This is a genomic window from Dactylosporangium sp. CS-047395 (assembly GCF_050942185.1).
Taxonomy (GTDB): domain Bacteria; phylum Actinomycetota; class Actinomycetes; order Mycobacteriales; family Micromonosporaceae; genus Dactylosporangium.
Map to the genome: position 1 here is coordinate 870,939 of NZ_CP192015.1, position 21,390 is coordinate 892,328.

At 71.2% G+C, this 21,390-nt stretch carries 19 protein-coding genes and 1 tRNA gene; 13 read left to right on the top strand and 7 right to left on the bottom strand.

All coding sequences use genetic code 11. From position 1 onward, the window contains the following. Positions 1 to 27 precede the first annotated feature (27 nt). The 3 genes from ACQP00_RS04080 to ACQP00_RS04090 form a co-directional block, all read right to left on the bottom strand. Positions 28 to 519, bottom strand: coding sequence for a MarR family transcriptional regulator (locus tag ACQP00_RS04080; protein WP_433214508.1), 492 nt, complete (start codon positions 517 to 519; stop codon positions 28 to 30). A gap of 24 nt (positions 520 to 543) precedes the next feature. After that, positions 544 to 1,671 (bottom strand): PP2C family protein-serine/threonine phosphatase, encoded by a 1,128-nt coding sequence (locus ACQP00_RS04085; protein ID WP_433214511.1) that lies wholly within the window; start codon positions 1,669 to 1,671, stop codon positions 544 to 546. Between the two features lie 146 nt (positions 1,672 to 1,817). Beyond that, on the bottom strand, positions 1,818 to 3,386 hold the full coding sequence (locus ACQP00_RS04090) for a dolichyl-phosphate-mannose--protein mannosyltransferase (protein WP_433214514.1): 1,569 nt from the start codon (positions 3,384 to 3,386) through the stop codon (positions 1,818 to 1,820). Positions 3,387 to 3,424: 38 nt separating this feature from the next. Between ACQP00_RS04090 and rsmI the strand changes: the two genes are divergently transcribed. Further along, the gene (gene rsmI / locus ACQP00_RS04095; protein ID WP_433214517.1) at positions 3,425 to 4,252 is read left to right on the top strand and encodes a 16S rRNA (cytidine(1402)-2'-O)-methyltransferase; all 828 of its coding nucleotides are present in this window, start codon (positions 3,425 to 3,427) and stop codon (positions 4,250 to 4,252) included. Positions 4,253 to 4,421: 169 nt separating this feature from the next. On the opposite strand, the gene ACQP00_RS04100 is transcribed toward rsmI, so the two are convergent. Then, positions 4,422 to 5,291, bottom strand: a complete 870-nt coding sequence (locus ACQP00_RS04100; RefSeq protein ID WP_433214520.1) for a hypothetical protein — start codon at positions 5,289 to 5,291, stop codon at positions 4,422 to 4,424. 108 nt (positions 5,292 to 5,399) lie between these two features. Between ACQP00_RS04100 and metG the strand changes: the two genes are divergently transcribed. Next, positions 5,400 to 7,205: a methionine--tRNA ligase gene (gene metG, locus ACQP00_RS04105; protein ID WP_433214523.1), complete on the top strand. Its 1,806-nt coding sequence runs from the start codon at positions 5,400 to 5,402 to the stop codon at positions 7,203 to 7,205. Positions 7,206 to 7,307: 102 nt separating this feature from the next. On the opposite strand, the gene ACQP00_RS04110 is transcribed toward metG, so the two are convergent. Further along, positions 7,308 to 8,489, bottom strand: a complete 1,182-nt coding sequence (locus ACQP00_RS04110) for a hypothetical protein (protein WP_433214525.1) — start codon at positions 8,487 to 8,489, stop codon at positions 7,308 to 7,310. Positions 8,490 to 8,570: 81 nt separating this feature from the next. On the opposite strand from ACQP00_RS04110, the gene ACQP00_RS04115 reads away from it, so the two are divergent. The 6 genes from ACQP00_RS04115 (at position 8,571) to ACQP00_RS04140 (ending at position 15,239) form a co-directional block, all read left to right on the top strand. Continuing rightward, a complete protein-coding gene (locus ACQP00_RS04115) occupies positions 8,571 to 9,428 on the top strand; it encodes a TatD family hydrolase (RefSeq protein WP_433223678.1) in 858 nt (285 codons plus the stop codon). Beyond that, positions 9,425 to 10,273 (top strand): 16S rRNA (adenine(1518)-N(6)/adenine(1519)-N(6))-dimethyltransferase RsmA, encoded by an 849-nt coding sequence (gene rsmA, locus ACQP00_RS04120; RefSeq protein ID WP_433214528.1) that lies wholly within the window; start codon positions 9,425 to 9,427, stop codon positions 10,271 to 10,273. The genes ACQP00_RS04115 and rsmA overlap by 4 nt, the downstream gene beginning before the upstream one ends. A gap of 273 nt (positions 10,274 to 10,546) precedes the next feature. Further along, entirely contained in the window at positions 10,547 to 11,494 is a 948-nt protein-coding gene (locus ACQP00_RS04125; protein WP_433214531.1) for a 4-(cytidine 5'-diphospho)-2-C-methyl-D-erythritol kinase, read from the top strand. 292 nt (positions 11,495 to 11,786) lie between these two features. Continuing rightward, positions 11,787 to 13,580, top strand: coding sequence for an ABC-F family ATP-binding cassette domain-containing protein (locus tag ACQP00_RS04130; RefSeq protein WP_433214534.1), 1,794 nt, complete (start codon positions 11,787 to 11,789; stop codon positions 13,578 to 13,580). A 20-nt stretch (positions 13,581 to 13,600) separates the two neighbouring features. Continuing rightward, positions 13,601 to 14,074 carry a DUF4383 domain-containing protein gene (locus ACQP00_RS04135; RefSeq protein WP_433214536.1) on the top strand — a complete coding sequence of 158 codons (474 nt, stop codon included), beginning with the start codon at positions 13,601 to 13,603 and terminating at the stop codon, positions 14,072 to 14,074. 61 nt (positions 14,075 to 14,135) lie between these two features. After that, complete coding sequence (locus ACQP00_RS04140; protein WP_433214539.1) at positions 14,136 to 15,239, top strand: CehA/McbA family metallohydrolase; 1,104 nt, start codon at positions 14,136 to 14,138, stop codon at positions 15,237 to 15,239. Here the strand turns inward: ACQP00_RS04140 and ACQP00_RS04145 are convergent. Beyond that, positions 15,220 to 15,822: a TetR family transcriptional regulator gene (locus tag ACQP00_RS04145; RefSeq protein ID WP_433066224.1), complete on the bottom strand. Its 603-nt coding sequence runs from the start codon at positions 15,820 to 15,822 to the stop codon at positions 15,220 to 15,222. The genes ACQP00_RS04140 and ACQP00_RS04145 overlap by 20 nt on opposite strands. Before the next feature lie 89 nt (positions 15,823 to 15,911). After that, positions 15,912 to 16,889, bottom strand: a complete 978-nt coding sequence (locus ACQP00_RS04150) for an acyl-CoA desaturase (protein WP_433214542.1) — start codon at positions 16,887 to 16,889, stop codon at positions 15,912 to 15,914. A gap of 222 nt (positions 16,890 to 17,111) precedes the next feature. Between ACQP00_RS04150 and ACQP00_RS04155 the strand changes: the two genes are divergently transcribed. The 5 genes from ACQP00_RS04155 to pth all read left to right on the top strand — a co-directional run bounded on the left by ACQP00_RS04155 (position 17,112) and on the right by pth (position 21,321). Further along, a tRNA-Gln gene (locus ACQP00_RS04155) sits at positions 17,112 to 17,186 on the top strand. Positions 17,187 to 17,196: 10 nt separating this feature from the next. Then, a complete protein-coding gene (gene glmU, locus ACQP00_RS04160; protein ID WP_433214545.1) occupies positions 17,197 to 18,702 on the top strand; it encodes a bifunctional UDP-N-acetylglucosamine diphosphorylase/glucosamine-1-phosphate N-acetyltransferase GlmU in 1,506 nt (501 codons plus the stop codon). A gap of 33 nt (positions 18,703 to 18,735) precedes the next feature. Beyond that, entirely contained in the window at positions 18,736 to 19,716 is a 981-nt protein-coding gene (locus ACQP00_RS04165) for a ribose-phosphate diphosphokinase (protein WP_433056327.1), read from the top strand. A gap of 326 nt (positions 19,717 to 20,042) precedes the next feature. Next, complete coding sequence (locus ACQP00_RS04170; protein WP_433214548.1) at positions 20,043 to 20,660, top strand: 50S ribosomal protein L25/general stress protein Ctc; 618 nt, start codon at positions 20,043 to 20,045, stop codon at positions 20,658 to 20,660. Positions 20,661 to 20,733: 73 nt separating this feature from the next. Continuing rightward, entirely contained in the window at positions 20,734 to 21,321 is a 588-nt protein-coding gene (gene pth, locus ACQP00_RS04175) for an aminoacyl-tRNA hydrolase (protein ID WP_433214551.1), read from the top strand. Positions 21,322 to 21,390 lie beyond the last annotated feature (69 nt).

The following is a 21,390-nucleotide window of genomic DNA, read 5'->3' on the forward strand; positions in this document are numbered from 1 at the left end:
CCGTTATGACCGGTGCCGCCGAACGGGCTAGCTCGCCTGCGCGGCGGTGTCGTCCTCGGCCAGCGGGACGCCGGAGGCCCGGGCGAAGGCCGTCAGACCCTGCAGGAGGGCCGCGCGCTCGTCCGGGGACATGCGGCGCAGGACCGCGGCGATCGTCTCCTGGCGCTGGCGTCCAAGGCCGTCCAGGAGGCGCCGGGCCGTGGGGGTCAGCACCAGCCACACCTCGCGGCGATCGCGCTCGTCGGCGGTGCGGCGCAGGAGGTCGGCGGCCTCCAGGCGGTCGCACAGGCGGCTGGCCGAGGAGGGCGCGGTGTGCAGGGCGAGGGCCAGCTGGGTCAGGTTCACCGACCCGGCCTGGTCGACGACGCCGAGCACGCGCAGCTGGGCGGCGGACACGCCGGAGTTGTCGTTGGCCGCGCTCGTCGCGAGGACCAGCGCCTGGCCGGCGGCATCCGCCAGGGCCGCCGCCCGCGCCAGGTCATCTGGGCTCGACGGGTGCGGTGAGGGTCGGCTCCGCACGTTGTCCTCCGTGTCTCGCGGCGGTCACGGGTCGGCTCGGGGCGACCAGTCCAGGCAGATGATCAGGGCATCGTCCTCCATCTCGGACCCCGCGTGATAGTCACGAAGGTTCCGCATGACGCTGCTGATCGCCTCGGCCGGTGGCTGCAACCGGGTCGATCGTATGGCACGGCTCAACTCCCGCTCACCGAACGTCGCCTCGTTCGGCCTTGCAGCGGAATGCACCCCGTCACTGACTACGAAAAGCCGATCGCCAGGGTTCAGCGTGGTGGTTTCCTCCACGTACCGCGTGTCGCCGAACATGCCCAGCGGAAGCTGCGCGTCCAGGGGCATGTCGCTCACCTGCCCGTTGCGGACCAGGATCATGCGCGGTGAGCCGGCGTCGATCATGCGCAGCTCGCCGGTGGCGGTGTTGATGCCGAGCAGCAGGGTCGCCACGTGCCGTGCCCCGCCGTACTGCGAGAAGATCGCGTCCGCCGCCAGTACCGCCTGATCGGTGAGGTCGCCCGGCCGGTTCTGCCCGGCGGGGATCGAGCGGCGGGCGTTGCGCATCGCGTTCACGGCGAGCGTGGTCAGCAGGGCCGCGTCCAGGCCGGTGCCCATGCCGTTGAGGGCGGTCACGGTGAGCCAGTCGCCGTTGACGGACCAGTCGAAGTGGTCGCCGCAGACCGCGTAGGCCGGCTCCAGCTGGCCGGCGAACTTCACGCCCGGCTGCTCGTACGCGCGGGCCGGCAGCAGGTCCCACTGCATCTCGGCGGCCATGGTCAGCCGGCTGGTGCGCCGGGCCATGTGGAAGCGGTCGGTGCGGCGGTAGGCGGCCGAGAGCGCCACCGCGAAGCTCTCGGCCAGCTCCTCCAGCCGCGGCCGCTCGGCCGGCAGCCGGTCGACGTCCAGCCCGACGGTGAGCACCCCGACCCGCTCGCCCCAGGCGCTCACCGGCAGGTGCAGCCGGGCCAGGGCCTGCCCGTCGCGGGCCTCGAGCACCGGCGTCTGGCTCGCGAACGCGCGCATGGCCGAGCCGAGCTGCTCACTCAGGTTCTCCCCGGCCTCCACCCCCGTGGGCGACAGCGTGGTGGTGCGATAATCCGCGAGCCACACCGTGCTGTGCTTGGTGCCGTGGGTCGCGCTGAGGTACGCGTCCAGGGTCTCCACCAGGCGATCCGGTGGAGCCGTACGCAGCGCTTTATCGATGGAGTCGACGCCGGACATGCGAGCCTTTCGCCAGCCTTTGCTTGCCGTGCGGCAAATAATATAAGGCAGGTTTCTCGACTCTTCAGATACCCACTGGGGCGGGGGAACTACACCCAGCGCGACCCGAGCCACATCCGGGAGAACCAGTCGGTGTAGGAAATGTCCACTCCCGCGTAAATTGGGTAGAAATAGGCGAAACAGGCGGCCACGAGCAGCATGTACGCGCCGACGATGATCGCGCCGATGAGCCGCTGGTCGCTGTCCGGCCGGACCTTGCGCGACGGGCCGAGGATCGCGCCGAGCACGTAGACCACCGCGAGCACCAGGAACGGCTCGGCCGGCAGGCAGTAGAAGTAGAACATCGTGCGGTGCTCGGGCATCTCGTTGAACCAGGGCAGGATGCCGGTCAGCGCGCTCGCCATGATCAGCCAGGCCCGGCCGTCGCGGCGCGCGATGCCGAGCCAGCCCAGGGCGATCAGCGCAGGCAGGAACGACCACCACAGCAGCGGGGTGCCCAGCAGCAGGATCTCCGAGGCGCAGCTCGGTGCGCCGCACGGGCCGGACTGCTCCCAATAGAACGCCACCGGGCGACCCAGCAAGAGCCACTGCCAAGGCCAGCTCTGGTACTGGTGCTTCGTGCTCAGCCCGGTGTGGAACGCGTACGCCTCGGAGTGGTAGTGCCAGAGGTTCACCAGCGGATCGATGAACCGGTCGTGGGGGAGGCCGTTGGTCTCCGCGTACCAGTGCCGGAAGTAGCCGCCGTCGGAGAGGAACCAGCCCCACCAGCAGTTGATGTACACGACCACGGCGATGACGAAGACCCCGAAGAACCACAGCGCGCCGTCGGCGAGCACGCCCTCGCGCAGCCAGTGCTTGAAGCCGGCGCTGCGGCGGGCGCTCACGTCGAAGAGGACCATGGCCACCGCGAAGATCGCCACGTAGTAGACGCCGCTCCACTTGACCCCGCAGGCGAGGCCGAGCGAGATCGCCATCAGCAGGCGGTACCAGGGGAAACCGAGTTTCGGCCGGACGCCCGGCTGCTCCGGATCGAGCCCGCCGTCCAGGAGTTTCAGCCAGCGGGCCCGGCGCTGCTCGCGGTCGAGGACCAGGAAGAAGAACGCGACCACGATCCAGAACATCAGGAAGATGTCGAGCAGGGCCACGCGGGAGAGCACGAAGTGCATGCCGTCCAGCGACATCAACAGCCCGGCCGCGCCCGCGAGAATCGTCGAGCGGAACAGCTTGTAGGCCGCGATGATGATCAGCAGGATCGAGATGGCGCCGACCGTGACGGCGGAAATGCGCCAACCGAAGGAGTTGTACCCGAAGAGCTGTTCGCCGATCCCGATCATCCACTTGCCCAGTGGCGGGTGAACCACGTACTGCGGCGTGTTGTCCTCGGGATTCCACTCGACACCCCGCTGGAGCAGGTCCTGCGCCTCGTTGGCGTAGTAGACCTCGTCGAAGATGACGTCCTTGGGGTGCGCGAGGTTGACCATCCGCAGCACCAGCCCGATGCCGGTGATCAGCGCCGCGACCAGCCAGAAGTTGAGGCCGCCGCGGGGCGCGGGGGCCAGCCGGCGGCGGACGATGTCGGACACCTGGCGCGCCGCTCGCACCGGGGCGGCGGCGGGGCTCTCCGGCTCGCTTGCTTGGGTCAGCACACCCGTGGTCATTGGGCGATCGTAGGGGTCGGGATGGCACCATCGCACATGTGCCATTGATTCTTCTCGGCGCGCCGCTGGGAAATCCCGAGGATGCGTCCCCCCGCCTGCGTGAAACACTCGCGACCGCCGACATCGTCGCGGCCGAGGACACCCGGCGACTGGGCCGCCTCGCGCAGTACCTCGGCGTCGAGATCACCGGAAAGCTCGTGAGCTACTTCGAGGGCAACGAGGAGCGCCGCACCCCGGACCTCGCCGAGGAGCTGGCCGCCGGCCGGACGGTCGCCGTGGTCACCGACGGCGGCATGCCCAGCGTCTCCGACCCCGGCTTCCGGCTGGTCCGCGCGGCGATCGCGCTCGGCGTGCCGGTGACCGCCGCACCCGGCCCCAGCGCCGTGGTGACCGCCCTGGCCGTGTCGGGGCTGCCGTGCGACCGGTTCTGCTTCGAGGGGTTCCCGCCCCGCAAACCCGGAGAACGCCGCTCGTACTTCGCGAGCCTGGCCGACGAGCCCCGCACGCTCGTCTTCTTCGAGTCGCCGCACCGGGTCGCCGACACCCTCGCCGATCTCGCCCTGGCTTTCGGCGAGGACCGCCCGGCCGCCCTGTGCCGCGAGCTGACCAAGACCTACGAAGAGATCCGTCGCGGCACCTTGGCGTCCCTGGCCGCCGAGGCCGAAACCGCCCGGGGTGAGATCACGCTCGTGGTCGCGGGCGCGCCTCCGTCCACGGCCGAACGCCCGTCCGACGAAGCCCTGGCCGCCGAGGTGGCGGCGCTGGTGGCCGCCGGCGCCGACCGCAAGGAGGCCACCCTGGAGGTGGCCAAGCGCCACTCCCTGGCCAAGCGCGAGGTCTACGCGGCGGTCATCGCCCACAAATGAGCCTCTGTCTCCCGGGGCAGCGGATGGTCTGTAGCGGACGGTCTGTCGGGCACTTTTTGTTCACCGTTCGATGTCCTGAAGAACGGTGGGGGAGCTTCGCTCCACCCACACCCCCTCAAAACCGCACCGAGTCGTCCTGCGGGTGGCCGCAGGTCTTGGCGCCCTCGGGTCAGTAGGCCGCCGCGACGATGGCGGCACTGAGGACGAGCGGTGCGGCGGCGGTCAGGGTCCAGGCGGTGAGGCGGTCGCGCAGGCGGGCGAAGCGCCACGCCCCCGTCAGCCAGGCGAGCAGCACGCCGCACAGGACGATCAGGCCGAGGCCGGCCGCCCAGCGGACGCGGAGGCCGGTCGGGTTCCCGGCGTACGCGATCCGGCCGCCCGGCACCATCTCGGCCGCGACCGTGGCGCCCGGGGGCTCGTCCAGGCCCATCAGGCGGGTGCCCATGACCGGCTCGGCGGCGCCCGGGCGGGTGAACTCGGCCAGGCAGCGGCGCAGGACGCCGGTGCCCTTGCAGGAGGTGATCTTCGCCGTGCCGGGTTCCCGGTGGCCCATGTCCAGCCAGAAGGGCTCGGCGCTGGTCCAGGCGAAGAAGCCGGCCAGCAGGGCGATCAGCAGCATCGCGCTCAGGCCGGCGGCCGGGCCGCGGGCCGGGCGGACGCGGCGCTGGCGAACCCGGCGCTGGGGCGCGTTGCGGCGGTCGTCGCGCGGCTGGCGCATGGCCCGCATCGCCGGCGGCGGCCATACCTCGCTCCGGCCCTCCAGGTGATCGAGCGCCGCGGCGTGCCCGGCCGCGTGGGCCGTTGCCGCCTCCGGATCAGCGTCCAGGTCGGCCTCCGCGTGCGCCGACTCGTGCAGCGCGACGGACGTGGTGGTCGGCCACAGGGGAAAGTCCGGCGCGTCCGGCGCCGGCGGGACCACGGCGGTGGAAGACTCGGTGCTCATCGGCAGGGCAGTGGCGGCGGCCGGCACCAGGACGCGGGCCGGCGGAATCCCCGCGGCCTCGCCCCGCCACCCCCGCCGAACAGGCTCATCGCTCACGTTTTCATTGGACAACGGGCGATAGCCGACTTTTCGGACGTTGGACGCGTGTCGGGAGAACTTATCCTGTTCGCGGAACCACGGGACGGGTCACTACGCTTGCAGGTCATGAGTCGTGTTCTCGCCGCGGTCGCCTGGCCTTACGCCAACGGGCCGCGCCACATCGGTCACGTGTCCGGATTCGGGGTGCCCTCCGACGTCTTCAGCCGCTACATGCGGATGGCCGGCCACGACGTGCTGATGGTCTCGGGCACCGATGAGCACGGCACGCCGATCCAGGTCCAGGCCGACGCCGAGGGTGTGACCCCGCGCGAGCTGGTGGACCGGTACAACCGCGTCATCGTCGAGGACCTGCACGGCCTCGGGCTGTCCTACGACCTCTTCACTCGCACCACCACCGGCAACCACTACGACGTCGTGCAGGAACTGTTCTCGGGGCTGTACGACAACGGGTACATCATCGCCAAGACGACGCTCGGGGCCATCTCGCCGTCGACCGGGCGCACCCTGCCCGACCGGTACATCGAGGGCACCTGCCCCATCTGCGGGTACGACAGCGCCCGCGGCGACCAGTGCGACAACTGCGGTAACCAGTTGGACCCGGACCAGCTGATCAACCCGCGCTCGAAGATCAACGGGGAGACCCCGGAGTTCGTCGAGACCGAGCACTTCTTCCTCGACCTGCCCGCGTTCGCCGACCAGCTCAACGCCTGGCTCGACACGCGCGAGGGCTGGCGGCCCAACGTGCTGAAGTTCTCCCGGAACCTCATCGACGACCTCCAGCCGCGGGCGATCACCCGCGACCTGGAGTGGGGCGTGCCGATCCCGCTGGAGGCCTGGAAGGACCGCGCCGACAAGCGCATCTACGTCTGGTTCGACGCGGTGATCGGCTACCTGTCGGCCTCGATCGAGTGGGCCCGCCGCAGCGGCGACCCGCAGGCGTGGCGGCAGTGGTGGCAGGACCCCGAGGCCCAGGGCTACTACTTCATGGGCAAGGACAACATCGTCTTCCACTCGGTGATCTGGCCCTCGATCCTGCTGGGCTACTCGGGGCCGAAGCCGCAGGCCCTCGGCGGGCTGAACCTGCCGACCGAGGTGGTCTCCTCGGAGTACCTCACGATGGAGGGCAAGAAGTTCTCCTCCTCCCGCCGCGTGGTCATCTACGTGCGCGACTTCCTGGAGCGCTACGACGCCGACGCGCTGCGGTACTTCATCGCGGTCGCCGGCCCGGAGTCCAACGACACCGACTTCACCTGGTCGGAGTTCCGCCGCCGCAACAACGACGAGCTCGTGGCCGGCTGGGGCAACCTGGTCAACCGCTCGATCTCGATGGCGGCCAAGAACTTCGGCGAGATCCCGGCCGCCGGCGAGCTGACCGCCGAGGACGAGGCGCTGCTGGCCGCGGTCCGGGCCGGCTTCGACTCGGTCGGGCAGCTGATCGGCAAGCACCGGCAGAAGGCCGCCATCACGGAGGCCATGCGGGTCGTCGGCGAGGTCAACAAGTACTTCTCCGACCAGGCGCCGTGGAAGCTCAAGGAGGACAAGGCCCGCATGGGCACCGTCCTGCACGTGGCGCTGCAGGCCGTGCAGGACTGCAACACGCTGCTCACGCCGTTCCTGCCGCACGCCGCCCAGCGCATCCACGAGCTGCTCGGCGGCACCGGGGTGCACGCCCCGATGCCGGAGATCCGCGAGGTCGAGGACCTGGACTGGCAGGCGACACAGGCCACGTCGGCCGAGACGCAGTCGGCCGGCGGACGCACATACCCCGTACTCACGGGCGACTACACCGTCGGCACCAAGTGGGAGCACGTGGCGATCGCGGCCGGCACCAAGCTGGAGGCGCCGACCCCGGTGTTCAAGAAGCTGGACGAGTCGATCGTCGAGGAAGAGCTGGCCCGGCTGCAGAGCTGAGCCACCCGTTCTTCGGGTGCACGCGGAGCGGGCATGGGGGGTGCGGGGTGGGAACCCCCCCGCCGCGTCCGGGCGAAGCCCGCGCCAGGGCAGCTACAGCAGCTACAGCTGGTACCAGTGGTCGCTCTCGTGGGCGTCGGTCACTTCATTGGCCGGCGCCCATGCCTCGTAGAGGCCGCGCTCGACGCAGTGGGCGCCGAGGCGTGCCACCTGGTCGCCGTCGGGGCGGGACAGGCGCAGCCGCAGCCAGTCGCCCTCTTGGCGGATCACGGTGCAGCGCGCCTCGCGCCAGGTGGCGCGGGGGACGCGGCGGGCCAGGGACTCCAGGGGGTACCGCGCGGCCCGGGTCTTCGCCGCCACCCGGAACTCGCCCGGCGGGTCGACGATCGCCTCGAACATGTTGTCGCGGTAGGTGCCCAGGTAGCGGGTCATCGACGGGGTGACCGGGAAGTACTCCTGGTCGGAGGCGTCGGGCAGCAGGTGGCGCCACTGCGGGCCGTGCATCCGGCTCCAGGCGCGCTGCTCGGGCAGGTAGGTGTAGAGCGTGACCTCGGTGCCGTCGCCGGTGTAGGCGACCAGCGAGGTGTTGGCCGGGACGGGCAGCTCGGCCAGGTCGGCGGTGACGAACTCGGGCACGATGTGCTTGCCGCTGGGCACGAAGCCGGTGCCGATCACGGGCGGGCCGAGGCGGTCGTGTGGGGGCATGCTGACCAGGCCGCTGTAGTTCGAGGCCAGCGGCACGTCGTAGTCGAAGGCGTCGACGGCTCGCCAGCGGACCGCGAAGACCACGTCGCCGGAGTTGTCGCCGGAGAGGATCGCCAGGTCCTCGGGCGTGCGCAGGTGGGCGACGTCGAAGGCGCGGTAGCAGAAGCCGCTGATCGGCCAGCCCTTGAGGTAGCCCTGCAGCTGCCGCCCGGACAGGAACTTGATCATCCGGGTGCCGCGGCGCACGACCGCGGTGCGGCGGATCGGGGCGAGCGCGGAGGCGGCCGCCGGGGTCTGGCTCAGCCGGTGGATGGTCGCCCAGTCCAGGGCGCGGGTGACGGGCATCAGCAGCGGTTCGTCCTCCAGCCCGTCGAGGGCCGAGGTCACCTCGGTGGCGTGCACGAAGCGGCGGTACGGCCACTTCGCACCCGGCCGCGGGTTGGGCAGGAATCCCGGAGCGGGGTGCGTCGCGTACACCTCGTAGGCCGCGCCCTGAGCGATCTCCTCCGCGGGATAACTGACCCCGTCGATGGTCACGCTGTGGGTCGCGGACCCTTCGGCGTGTCCGATTACCGTCACTCGGGCGACGCTACGGAGGGGTGGTTTTCCCCAGGTGAACGGAGTGTTAACTGCAAATCGAGGATGGCATGCTTGACGCCGATGAGTGCGAGAAAACACAGCCGCCAGGGAGCGTTCCCACCGGCCCCCGAGCCGCTACCGGTCAAGGTGCTCGACAGCCATACGCACATCGACATCACCCTGGAGGGTGACGGCCAGGGCGGGCCGGTAACGATCGAAGACGCGATCGCCCGTTCGACCGAGGCCGGCGTCGACCGGTTGGTGCAGGTCGGAGTCGATGTGGAGTCGTCCCGGTGGGGCGTGGCGGCGGCCGAGCGGCACCCGGCGGTGCTGGCCACCGTGGCCCTGCACCCCAACGACGCGCCCCGCCAGGCCGACCTGGACGCCGCGCTGCGCGAGATCGAGCGGCTCGCCGCCCACCCGCGGGTGCGGGGCATCGGCGAGACCGGGCTGGACTACTTCCGCACCGGCGAGGACGGGCGCAAGGCCCAGCACGAGAGCTTCCGCGCGCACATCGCCATCGCCAAGCGGCACGGCAAGGCGCTGGTCATCCACGACCGCGACGCGCACGACGACATCCTGGCCGTGATCGACGAGGAGGGCGCGCCGGACCAGGTGGTCATGCACTGCTTCTCCGGCGACGAGGAGTTCGCGCGGGAGTGCCTCGACCGCGGCTTCCTGCTCAGCTTCGCGGGCACGGTCACCTTCGGCAACGCCGAGCACCTGCGCCGGGCGGCGGCGATCACCCCGCTGGACGGCCTGCTGGTGGAGACGGATGCGCCTTTTTTGACGCCTTCGCCGTACCGTGGCCGCCCTAATGCCTCCTATCTCATCCCGCTGACGGTGCGGGCCCTGGCCGACGTCACCGGCCACGACCTCGAAGCGCTGTGCGCGGCCATCTCCGCCAACGGCGAACGAGCCTTCGGCAGCTGGACGTGACCCTTCTCGGCCCCAACGACGTGCGACAACTGGCGGCGAAGCTCGGCATCCGCCCCACCAAGCAGCTCGGGCAGAACTTCGTGCACGACCCCAACACCGTGCGCCGGATCGTGCGCGCGGCCGAGCTCACCCCGGACGACGTGGTGCTGGAGGTCGGCCCGGGGCTGGGCTCGCTGACCCTGGCGCTGCTGGAGCACGGCAACGCGGTGTGCGCGGTGGAGATCGACCCGCCGCTGGCCGCCGCGCTGCCCGAAACCGCGGCGCAGTTCGTGCCGGAGCAGGCCGACCGGCTGACCGTCGTGGCCGGCGACGCGCTGCGGGTCGACCTGGGCGACGTGAAGCCGACGGCGTTGGTGGCCAACCTGCCGTACAACGTGGCCGTTCCGGTCGTGCTGCACCTGCTGGCCACCGTGCCGTCGCTGCGGCGGGGCCTGGTGATGGTGCAGAAGGAGGTCGCCGACCGGCTGACCGCGGGCCCGGGATCGCGGGTCTACGGCGTGCCGAGCGTGAAGCTGGCCTGGTACGCGACCGCCAAGCAGGCCGGCCGCGTGCCCGCCGCGGTGTTCTGGCCGGTGCCGAACGTCGAGTCCGGACTTGTCGGATTTGCGACACGAAATGCCCCGGAGGGGGATCGGCTGGCCACCTTCGCGGTCATCGACGCCGCCTTCGCCCAGCGCCGCAAGATGCTGCGGGGCGCCCTGGCCGCGTGGGCCGGCGGGGCGCCCGAGGCCGAACGCATCCTGCGGGCCGCCGGCGTCGACCCCGGCCTGCGGGGGGAGCAGCTCACGGTGGAGGACTTCGCCCGAATCGCGAGCCAACGCCAGCCCGGCGAGGTGACCGGGTAGCGCCCCCCGCCGGCGTTAGGGAGCGCCGGCAACGCGGGTCGGGCGAGGTTGGTCGGATAGTGGTGCGACCGCGGGCTGCGGGCGCCGGTCCAACGCGGCCGGCGACGCCGGTCCGGCGAGGTGGTCGGATGGCGGCGTCACTGCGAGACGCGGGCGGTGGTTCAGGGCGGGCGGTGGTTCAAGGCGGCGGTCCAATGCCGGGTTGTGGCGCGCCGCGGGAGGCGGGCGGCGGTCCAACGCCGGGGCGGGGCGGCTGCCGGGTAGGGTGCAGCAGTGACCGAGCCGCTCTTCTCCGAGGACGAGGAGTTCGACCGGCCGCGCCTGGCCGCGCACGGACCGGTCCGGGTCCGCGTGCCCGCGAAGATCAACCTCCATCTGCACGTCGGGCCGGTGCGGCCGGACGGGTTTCATGAGTTGACCACGGTGTACCACGCGATCGGGCTCTACGACGAGATCACGGCGCGCCGCGGCGACACGCTGACGTTGACCATGGAGGGCGAGGGCACCGGCGAGCTCTCCCTCGGCGAGGACAACCTCGTCATGCGGGCGGTGCGGGCGCTGGCCGCGGAGACCGGCCACGACGCGCACGCCCGGCTGCACCTGAAGAAGCAGATCCCGATCGCGGCCGGGCTGGCCGGTGGCAGCGCCGACGCCGCCGGTGCGCTCGTGGCCTGTGACCACCTGTGGGGCACCGGCATGTCCCGCGACGACCTGGCCGCCATCGCCGCCACGCTCGGTTCGGACATTCCGTTCCTGGTGCTGGGCGGCACCGCGCTGGGCACCGGCCGGGGGGAGCTGGTCAGCCCGGTGCTCACCGGCGGGCACGCGTGGCACTGGGTGCTGGCCGTGGCCGACGAAGGGCTTTCCACCCCCACGGTGTACCGCACGTTCGACGAACTCGGCGGCCACAGCAGCGCCGGACCGCCCGACGAACTGCTCGCCGCGCTCCGCCAACGCGATCCCGAGGTGCTGGCCGACCGGCTCGCCAACGACCTGCAGGCCGCGGCGCTGCACCTGCGCCCGGAGCTGCGCGCGGTCCTGGACGCCGGCCTCGACGCCGGTGCGCTGGCCGGCCTCGTCTCCGGCTCCGGCCCGACCTGCGTGTTCCTGGCCGAGGACGCCCGGCACGCGGCCCTGCTCGCGGCCGACCTCGAAGGGCGCAAGTGCTGCCGGGACGTGAAGACCGCCGTCGGCCCCGTCCCCGGCGCCCGAGTGCTGTGATGACGAACGCCGCCAGTCCGGCCGGAAACGACCACCGCGGGTCCGGCTCGCGGCGCCCGGTCAGCCCGGCCGGGAACGACTGCCGCGGGTCCGGTTCGCGGCGGCTGAATGCTGTGATGGCGGATGTCGTCGGTCCGGCCGATAACGACGGCCGCGGAAACGACCGCGGTGGGTCCGGTTCGCGGCGGCCGGGTGCCGTGATGGCGAATGTCGCCAGTCCGGCCGGGAACGACCACCGCGGGGTCCGGTTCGCGGCGCCCGAGTGCTCTGAGAGCGTAGGAAAAGCGTAGGCATGGCCAACATCGTCAGTCTCGACAAGGTTTCCAAGACGTACCCGGCCGGGCGCATCTTCGACGAGGTCTCCCTCGGCATCGACGACAGCGACCGCATCGGCATCGTCGGGCTCAACGGGGCCGGCAAGACGACCCTGCTGCGGATGCTCACCAAGGCCGAGGAGCCCGACGAGGGCCGCGTCACCCACCGCCGCGACCTGCGCGTGGCCGCCCTGCCGCAGACGCTGAACCTGCCGCCGGAGGCGACCGTCCGGGACGTGATCATCGGTACCGCCTGGCTGCCCGCCGGGTTCGCGGCCGAGCACGAGTGGGCCGGGGATGCCGGGGTGCGTACGGTGCTCAACGGGCTGGGCATGCCGCACCTGGGTCTGGACGCGCCCGTCGGGCCGATGTCCGGCGGCGAGCGGCGCCGGGTGGCCCTGGCCGCGCTGCTGGTGCGCCCGGCCGACCTGCTCATCCTCGACGAGCCCACCAACCACCTCGACGTGGCCGGCATCGCCTGGCTGGCCCGGCACCTGCTGCAGCGCCGCGGCGCGCTCATCGTCGTCACCCACGACCGCTGGTTCCTCGACGCGGTCTGCACGGCCACGTGGGAGGTTGCCGACGCGACCGTGCGCGCCTACGAGGGCGGCTACGCGGCCTGGACGCTGGCCCGGGCCGAGCGGGAGCGGGTGGCCGCCGAGACCGAGGCCCGCCGGCAGAACCTGCTGCGCAAGGAGATCGCCTGGCTGCGCCGGGGACCGCCGGCCCGCACCAGCAAGCCGAAGTTCCGCATCGACGCGGCCAACGCGCTCATCGCCGACGTCCCGGCCGCCCGCGACTCCGTCTCCCTGCAGCGCCTCGCGGTGACCCGGTTGGGCAAGCAGGTGTACGAGCTGCGGGGTGTGCAGTTGCGCGCGGGGGAGCGGACCCTGCTCGACCCGACGGACTGGATCGTCGGCCCCGGCGACCGCATCGCCGTGCTCGGGGCCAACGGCGCTGGCAAGACCACGCTGCTGCGGGTGCTGGCGGGGCTGCGCGAGCCCGACGGCGGCCAGATCCTGCGCGGCACCACGGTCCGCCCGGCGTTCCTGTCCCAGGAGCTGCACGAGCTGCCCAACGACCTGCGGCTGCTGGAGGCGGTCGAGGAGGTCGCCAAGCGGGTCAAGCTGGGCGACCGGGAGCTCACCGCGGGCCAGCTGGCCGAGGTCTTCGGCTTCACCGGGGCCCGGGTCTGGACCCCGGTCGGCGACCTCTCCGGCGGTGAGCGGCGCCGGTTGCAGCTGCTGCGGCTGCTGGCCACCGAGCCCAACGTGCTGCTGCTCGACGAGCCGACCAACGACCTGGACATCGACACCCTCGCCGCGCTCGAGGACCTGCTCGACACCTGGCCGGGCACGCTGATCGTGGCCAGTCACGACCGCTACCTGGTCGAACGGGTGGCCGACGTGGTCTTCGGCATGCACGGCGACGGCCGGCTGCGGCACCTGCCCGGCGGTGTGGACGAGTACCTGGCCCACGTCACGGACTCGGCCGGCTTCCGGGACGCCAAGCCCCAGCCGGCGGCCGCCGAGCGGGCGCCGGACCTGCGGGCGAACGAGAAGGACCAGAAGGCGGCGAAGAAGGAGCTGGCCAAGCTCGAGCGCAGCATCGACAAGCTGACGCAGAAGGAGGCCCAGTTGCACGCCCAGCTGGCCGAGCACGCCACCGACTACTCGAAGATCACCGAGCTGGACGCCCAGTTGCGGGCGGTACAGCAGGAAAAAGCCGATTTCGAGGAGCAATGGCTCGCCCTGGCCGAGCTGGCCGGGTGAGGTCATCTTAGGATTGGCCCATGGCCGCACACTTCCCGATCAACCACCCGCTTCGCCCGCTGTACCGGGTGCTCAGCGCACTGGCGGGCCTCTACATGCTGGTCTTCGGCGTGGCGGGCTTCATCGAGACCTCCGGCGCCGACTTCTTCACCCGTGACGAGGCCGAGTGGGTCCTCGGCCTGCGGACGAACCCGGCGTTCTCCCTGCTCTCCATCGTCGCGGGCGTGGTCGTCCTCGGCGCCAACATCATCGGGCGCAACCTCGCCCACCAGATCAACCAGCTGGCCGGCGTGATCCTGACCGTGGTCGGGATGGCCTCGCTGGCCCTGATGCAGACCGAGGCGAACATCTTCGCCTTCTCCATGGTCAACGTGATCGTCACGTTCATCCTGGGCGGCATCATGGGCGTCGCGAGCCTCTACGACCGCGTCGGCTCGGCCAACGCGGCCTCGGCCGAGGAGACCCACCGGCACAGCGCCCGCGTCGCCGCCTGAGTTCTTCCGGAGTTCGCGCCGATCACATGCCCCCGTGCCCCGGCGGTGCTGGGCTGGGGGCATGACGGACGCGCTGCTCATCACCCCGGGTGAGGGCGAGCCGACCGGCCGGCGCGAGCTGCTGCTCCACGCGGACCTGCACAACCACACGCGGTTCTCGGACGGTCTCGGCCGGCCCGAGGACGCGTTCGCCTCGATGCGGGCGGCGGGCCTGGACGTCGCGGCCCTGACCGACCACGCGTACGGCCGCACCGAGCCCGACAAGACCATCGACGACGAGGGCTGGCGCCGGCTCGGCAAGCTGGCCGACGCCGCCGACGAGCCCGGCGCCTTCGTGGCGCTGCGCGGCTTCGAATGGTCCAGTATCACGCTCGGGCACATGAACGTGTGGGGCGGCGACCGCTGGGTCGAGCCGCTGGTCACCGACGCGGCGATGCCCGTCTTCCACGAATGGCTCGCGGCCGGCGACGAACTCGTCGGCTTCAACCACCCGGGACGTGAACCCGGCCGGTTCGGGCTTTTCCGGTACGACCACCGCCTCGCCGACCGGCTCGTCTCGCTGGAGATGTTCAACCGCGACGAGGACTACCTGTTCGAGGGCGTCGACGGGGCGGTGTCCCCCCTGGTGGCCTGCCTCGACGCGGGCTGGCGGGTCGGGCTGGCCGGGGTGACCGACGAGCACCGCGAGGGCTGGGGATTCCACGAGGGACTCGGCCGTACCGGTCTCTGGGCGCCCAGTCGCACCCGCGAGGGCGTGCGGACGGCGATGCTGCGGCGGCGGATGTTCGCGACCCGCGAGCGCGGCCTGCGCGTCGATGCCCGGCTCAACGGCGTGCCGATGGGTGGGCACGTGCAGTACAAGAGCGGCACTTCGGTCTTTGCTCTGGATTTTGCGGCGCCGGTCGAATGGCTGGGGCATCCGCTGCGCCTGCAGGTGCTGCAGCGGGGCGAACCGGTGCCGGCCGTGGTGGCCGAGTTCGACTTCGCGGTGGCGGCCGGAACGCTGTATTTCAGCACGCCGCTGGAGGATGGCGAGTGGGTCGTGCTGCGGGTGACCGATCCGGCCCGCCCGGCCGACCCGCGAGCCGAGCGGCTGCCCGGCTATCGGTCGGCCGGGCACGCCGTGGCGTACCTGAGCCCGTTCTTCATTTCGCCTGGCGGGTGACCAGCCCGGGCTTGCCCTCCATGTTGGACAGGCCGTTCCAGGCCAGGTTGACCAGGTGCGCGGCCACCACTTCCTTCTTGGGCTTGCGCACCTCCAGCCACCAGCGGCCGGTGAGCGCCACCATGCCGACCAGGGCCTGGGAGTAGAGCTCGGCGAGCTTGGGGTCGAACCCGCGCCGCTTGAACTCCGCGCCGAGGATGTGTTCGGCCTGGTGGGCGACGTCGTTGAGGACGCTCATGAAGTTGCCGGTCGGGGACATCACCGGGGACTCGCGGACCAGGACCCGGAAGCCGTCGGTCTCGTGCTCGATGTAGTCCAGCAGGGCCAGCGCGGCCTGCTCGAGCAGCTCGTGCGGGTGACCCGCGGTGAGCGCGTTGGTGATCCGGTCGAGCAGCGAGCGGACCTCGCGGTCCACGACCACCGCGTACAGGCCTTCCTTGCCGCCGAAGTGCTCGTACACCACCGGTTTGGAGACCTTCGCCCGCGACGCCACCTCCTCGATGGAGGTGGCGTCGAAGCCGCGCTCGGCGAACAGCGCCCGGCCGATGGAGATCAGCTGCTCACGGCGCTGGGTGGAGGACATCCGGACCCGGCCCTTGGTCGGGGCGAGGGGCGGTGGCACTGGCGGCGGCACGGGCGGCCGCGGCTGGTCGAGGTCCTCCGGGCGCTCGGTCACCCGTGCATCGTGCCAGCAGCCACCCGCTTGGCGTCCAGCCGGTCGCGCTTGGGCCAGCGGACGTTGGTCGCCCAGCCCAGCTTCTCGAAGATCCAGATCAGCCGCGCGTTGATGTCGATCTGGCCCTTGTCCACGCCGTGGCGGGCGCAGGTCGGGTCGGCGTGGTGCAGGTTGTGCCAGCTCTCGCCGAAGGACAGGATCGCCAGCGGCCAGAAGTTGCTGGCCTTGTCGCCGTCGCGGGTCTCGAAGGGGCGCTCGCCGTACACGTGGCAGATCGAGTTGATCGACCAGGTGACGTGGTGCAGCAGCCCGATGCGGACCAGGCCGGCCCAGAAGAACGCCGACAGCGCGCCCTGCCACGACCAGGTGACCAGGCCGGCGATGATCGCGGGCAGGGTCGCCGAGAGGGTGACGATGAGCGGGAACGCCTTGTCGATGCGCTGGATGTCCTTGTCGGCCATCAGGTCGGGGGCGAAGCGCTCACGGTTGGACAGCTCGCGGAAGAACAGCCAGCCCACGTGGGCGTAGAAGAGGCCCTTGACCAGGCCGCCGAAGCTCTCGCCGAAGCGCCACGGCGAGTGCGGGTCGCCCTCGCGGTCGGAGAACGCGTGGTGGCGGCGGTGGTCGGCGACCCACTGGGTGGGGTTGCCCTCGATGGCGGTGCTGCCGGCGATGGTCAGCGCGATCTTCAGGCCGCGGTTCGCCTTGAACGACCCGTGGGTGAGGTACCGGTGGAAACCGGTCCCGATGCCCAGGCCCCCGATGACGTAGAAGACGGTCCCGATGGCGACGTCGAGCCAGCTCAGGCCCCAGCCCCAGGCGATGGGGACGGCGGCGATCAGCCCGACGAACGGCAGGATCACGAAGCCCCACAGCGCGACGACGATCCCCGGACTCTGCTTGCCCTCGGTCAGCGGCTTCGGTCCCTTGCCGGGGCCGTCGGTGGACGTGGGGTCAAGGACCGATACGGACATGGCACCTCTCAAAGGGGTCTCGGGCTACGCCTACGTCACCGTAACTTACGGATGCGTAGGTTGGCCATATGGAGGCTGTGTCAAGGTGGCGGCCGGAAGCTCCATTGTGATCTTCGTCGGCCGGCCGGCCGACTCGAATGGCTGAACTTCGTCAGCCGCCGGACCGGGCGCCCCTGGGGCAAAAGGGATCGACGCGCAAGTTAGGCTCACGGGCAACGGCGGTGGGGTGTGGGGTAACGGCAGCCCGCAGGCCTTTGGAGCCTTGCAGTCCTGGTTCGAATCCAGGCACCCCAGCCACCTGACTACGATGAGGCGCACCGACACCGTCGAGGAGCGCTCCGTGAGAAACGTGATCATCCTGGCCGCCGGCGAAGGCAAGCGGATGAAGTCCGCGACCCCAAAAGTCCTGCACCCCCTGCTCGGGCGAACGCTGCTCGGGCACGTGCTGGCCGCGGCCGAGCCCTTCCTGGACAGCGGCACCGTCACGGTCGTGGTGGGTCACGGCGGCGAGCAGGTCCGCGAGCACCTCGCCCAGGTGGCGCCGGAGGCCCGGCCGGTCACCCAGGAGGAGCGGCGCGGCACCGGCCACGCCGTGCGGATCGCCCTGGACGCCGCCCCCGAGCTGACCGGCACCGTGGTCGTGCTCAACGGCGACATCCCGCTGCTGCGCGCCGATACCCTGGCCGCGCTCGTGCACACCCACGAGAACACCAAGGCGTCGGCCACCGTGCTGACCGCCGAGGTGGACAACCCCACCGGGCTCGGGCGCATCGTGCGCAACCGGGGCGGGGAGTTCGCGGCCATCGTGGAGGAGCGCGACGCCACGGCGGAGCAGCGGGCGATCCGGGAGATCAACTCGGGGGCGTACGTCTTCGAGGCGAGCGCGCTGCGGGAGATGCTCGGCAAGCTCTCCACGAACAACGATCAGGGCGAGGAGTACCTCACCGACGTCATCGCGCTGCTGGCCGCGGCCGGCGCCCCGATCGTGGCGCACCGGGCCCCGGACGCGACCGAGACCCTCGGCGCCAACGACCGGGCCGAGCTGGCCGGGCTGCGCGCACTCATGCGCGACCGGATCAACGTCGAGTGGATGCGCGCCGGCGTGGCGATCGTCGACCCGGCCACCACCTGGATCGACGTGACCGTGACGCTCGAGCGCGACGCGCTGGTCGAGCCCAACACCCACCTGCGCGGGGCGACCAGCATCGGCGAGGGCGCCGTGGTCGGCCCGGACAGCTCGCTCATCGACACCGTGGTCGACGCCGGGGCCTCGGTGGTGCGCACGCACGCCGTCGGCGCGCACGTCGGGCCGCAGGCGTCGGTCGGGCCGTTCGCCTACCTGCGCCCCGGCACGGAGCTGGGCCGCAAGTCGAAGGTCGGCACGTTCGTCGAGACCAAGGCGGCCAGCCTGGGCGAGGGCGCCAAGGTGCCGCACCTGTCCTACGTCGGCGACGCCACCATCGGCGAGCACACCAACATCGGGGCGGCCTCGGTCTTCGTCAACTACGACGGGGTCAACAAGCACCGCTCGGTGATCGGCGCGCACGCCCGCACCGGCGCCGACAACATGTTCGTGGCGCCCGTGACGGTTGGTGACGGTGCCTACACCGCCGCCGGCAGCGTCATCATCAAGGACGTCCCGGCCGGCGCGCTCGGCGTCTCCCGAGGTCAGCAGCGCAACGTCGAGGGCTGGGTGGAGCGCAAGCGGGCGGGCACGGCGGCGGCCGAGGCGGCCCGAGCCGCCCGGGCACGTGAAGAAGACCACGTGGGGGCCGGTGAGGTGGCTGAAACGGGTCGCCCCGACGAACAATGAGCGCAACCACGAGATCGGGAGCGGGCGACCCCAATGGCCAGCATCAGTTCGGAGAACCGCAAGAACCTCATGCTCTTCTCCGGCCGGGGGTTTCCCGCGCTGGCCGAGGAGATCGGCGCCGTGCTGGGGGTCGACCCGACCCCGATGGACGCCTACGACTTCGCCAGCGGTGAGATTTTCATCCGGTACCGCGAGTCGGTCCGCGGTTCCGATGCGTTCGTCGTGCAGTCGATGGTCTCGCCGATCAACGACTGGCTGATGGAAACCCTGATCATGGTGGACGCGCTCAAGCGCGGTTCGGCCAAGCGCACCACGGTCGTGTTGCCCTTCTACCCGTACGCGCGACAGGACAAGAAGCACCGCGGCCGCGAGCCGATCTCGGCCCGGCTGATCGCCGACCTGCTCAAGACCGCGGGCGCCAACCGGATCCTCACCGTGGACCTGCACACCGCGCAGATCCAGGGCTTCTTCGACGGCCCGGTGGACCACCTGTTCGCCATGAACACGCTGGCCGACCACATCGAGGCCAAGTACGCGGGCCGGCCGATCACGGTCGTCGCCCCGGACTCCGGCCGGGTGCGGGTGGCCGAGCGGTGGACCGACCGGCTCGGCGGCTGCCCGCTCGCCTTCATCCACAAGACCCGCGACCCGATGAAGCCCAACGAGGTCGTGGCCAACCGCGTGGTCGGCGAGGTCGAGGGCCGGGTCTGCCTGATCGTCGACGACATGATCGACACCGGCGGCACCATCGTCAGCGCGGCCGACATCCTCTTCAACGAGGGCGCGGCCGAGGTCGTGGTCGCCGCCACCCACCCGGTGCTGTCCGACCCGGCATGCTCGCGGCTCGATGCGAGCAAGATCAGCGAGGTTGTGGTGACGAACACGCTGCCGCTCCCGCCGGACCGCAAGGTCGAGAAGATCACCCAGCTTTCCATCGCCCCGCTCCTCGCCCGGGCGATCCGCGAGGTCTTCGATGACGGCTCCGTGACGACGCTTTTTGGTGGCTTGTCCTGATTCAAACGCGGGTCACCCGGAGGGGGACACTGTCCCCCCACCGCCCCCGTATGAGCCGCCGCCGGGCTCGGGTAAGCTATTCAGGTTGCCACGGCGAGGGTGCTCCTTACGGGCCGGGCGTTGCGGTCGCTGTGTGACTGCCGGGTGGATCTGAACCCCGGCCGCCACCCAGGGACCGGCACAGCGGCCAAGCGGGCTCCGTGATCGACGCGGTGCTCAGGGCCCGTGCCCCAAGCACTCCTCGCCCGAGCGCCGCACCACCTAGACAACTGTTTACCGGTCGCGCAGGCCGGTGCCCGCCGCACAACCGCATCAGGAGTTCTGTCGTGTCCGAGGTAAAGATCAGCGCCGAGCCCCGTACGGAGTTCGGCAAGGGTGGTGCCCGCCGCACGCGCCGGGCCGGCAAGGTGCCAGCCGTGCTGTACGGCCACGGCGAGGCGCCCCGTCACATCGCCCTTCCCGCCCGTGAGTTCGCCGCGGCCATTCGCCACGGCGGCATGACCCAGGTCTTCAACATCGAGATCTCCGACGGCAGCGCCGCCCTGGCCCTGCCCAAGGCGATCCAGCGCGACCCGATCAAGGACACCTTCGACCACGTGGACCTGCTCGTGGTCCGCCGCGGCGAGAAGGTCACCGTCGAGATCCCCGTCCAGCTCGTCGGCGACGCGGCCCGCGACACCCTGGTCATGACCGAGAGCAACACGCTCGCGGTGCTGGCCGACGCGACCAAGCTGCCCGAGCACCTTGAGGCCTCGATCGAGGGCCTCGAGGCCGGCAGCCAGGTCAAGGCAGCCGACGTCAAGCTCCCGGCCGGCGTCGAGCTCGCCGCCGACCCGGAGTACGTCATCGCGATCGTCTCGGCCGCGCAGGAGCAGGTCATCGAGTCCGAGACCGCCGAGGAGGCCCCGGCCGAGGAGCCGGCGCCCGCGGCGGCCGAGGCCTGATCACCGCAACAGCCTGAAGCAGTCGCGGTCGCCCTCGGGCGGCCGCGACTTTGCTGTGTGAGGAGGACATCCGGTGCCCGACGACGCACCCTGGCTGGTCGTGGGCCTGGGCAATCCCGGCCCCGAGTACGCCCGCCACCGGCACAACGTCGGCTTCATGGTGGCCGACCTGCTCGCCGGGCGGGCCGGGCTGCGCTTCGGCCGGCACCGCCGGGTCGTGGCCGAGGTGGCCGAGGGCCGGCTGCGCGTCGGCGGGCCGCGCCTGGTCCTGGTGAAGCCGCTGACCTTCATGAACCTTTCGGGCGGCCCGGTGGCCGGGCTGGCCCAGTTCTACAAGGTGCCGCGCGAGCGGGTGATCGCCGTCCACGACGAGCTCGACATCGCGTGGACCCAGGTGCGCGTCAAGCAGGGCGGCGGCGAGGGCGGCCACAACGGCCTGCGCTCGATGTCGAGCTCGCTGGGCGGCAAGGACTACATCCGGGTCCGCTTCGGCATCGGGCGCCCGCCCGGCCGGCAGGCCCCCGCCGACTTCGTGCTGTCCGACTTCTCGGCCGTGGAGCGCAAGGAGCTGGATTATTTCGTCGACCGGGCCGCCGACGTGGTCGAAATGGTAATCGATCAAGGCCTGGAAGCTGCGCAGAACCGCTATCACGCGGACTAAACGACCCTTTCGTCTATATGACGGGAACCGTCTCGATTACCCGTCGGCGTGACGAATGTCCGAGTTGCA

Coding starts and splice junctions, on each gene's coding strand:
- ACQP00_RS04150 (WP_433214542.1), bottom strand. CDS start 16,889: ATGTCCGTATCGGTCCTTGACCCCACGTCCACCGACGGCCCCGGCAAG.
- glmU (WP_433214545.1), top strand. CDS start 17,197: ATGAGGCGCACCGACACCGTCGAGGAGCGCTCCGTGAGAAACGTGATC.
- ACQP00_RS04165 (WP_433056327.1), top strand. CDS start 18,736: ATGGCCAGCATCAGTTCGGAGAACCGCAAGAACCTCATGCTCTTCTCC.
- ACQP00_RS04090 (WP_433214514.1), bottom strand. CDS start 3,386: ATGACCACGGGTGTGCTGACCCAAGCAAGCGAGCCGGAGAGCCCCGCC.
- ACQP00_RS04115 (WP_433223678.1), top strand. CDS start 8,571: ATGAGTGCGAGAAAACACAGCCGCCAGGGAGCGTTCCCACCGGCCCCC.
- ACQP00_RS04145 (WP_433066224.1), bottom strand. CDS start 15,822: ATGTCCTCCACCCAGCGCCGTGAGCAGCTGATCTCCATCGGCCGGGCG.
- ACQP00_RS04130 (WP_433214534.1), top strand. CDS start 11,787: ATGGCCAACATCGTCAGTCTCGACAAGGTTTCCAAGACGTACCCGGCC.
- ACQP00_RS04140 (WP_433214539.1), top strand. CDS start 14,136: ATGACGGACGCGCTGCTCATCACCCCGGGTGAGGGCGAGCCGACCGGC.
- ACQP00_RS04135 (WP_433214536.1), top strand. CDS start 13,601: ATGGCCGCACACTTCCCGATCAACCACCCGCTTCGCCCGCTGTACCGG.
- metG (WP_433214523.1), top strand. CDS start 5,400: ATGAGTCGTGTTCTCGCCGCGGTCGCCTGGCCTTACGCCAACGGGCCG.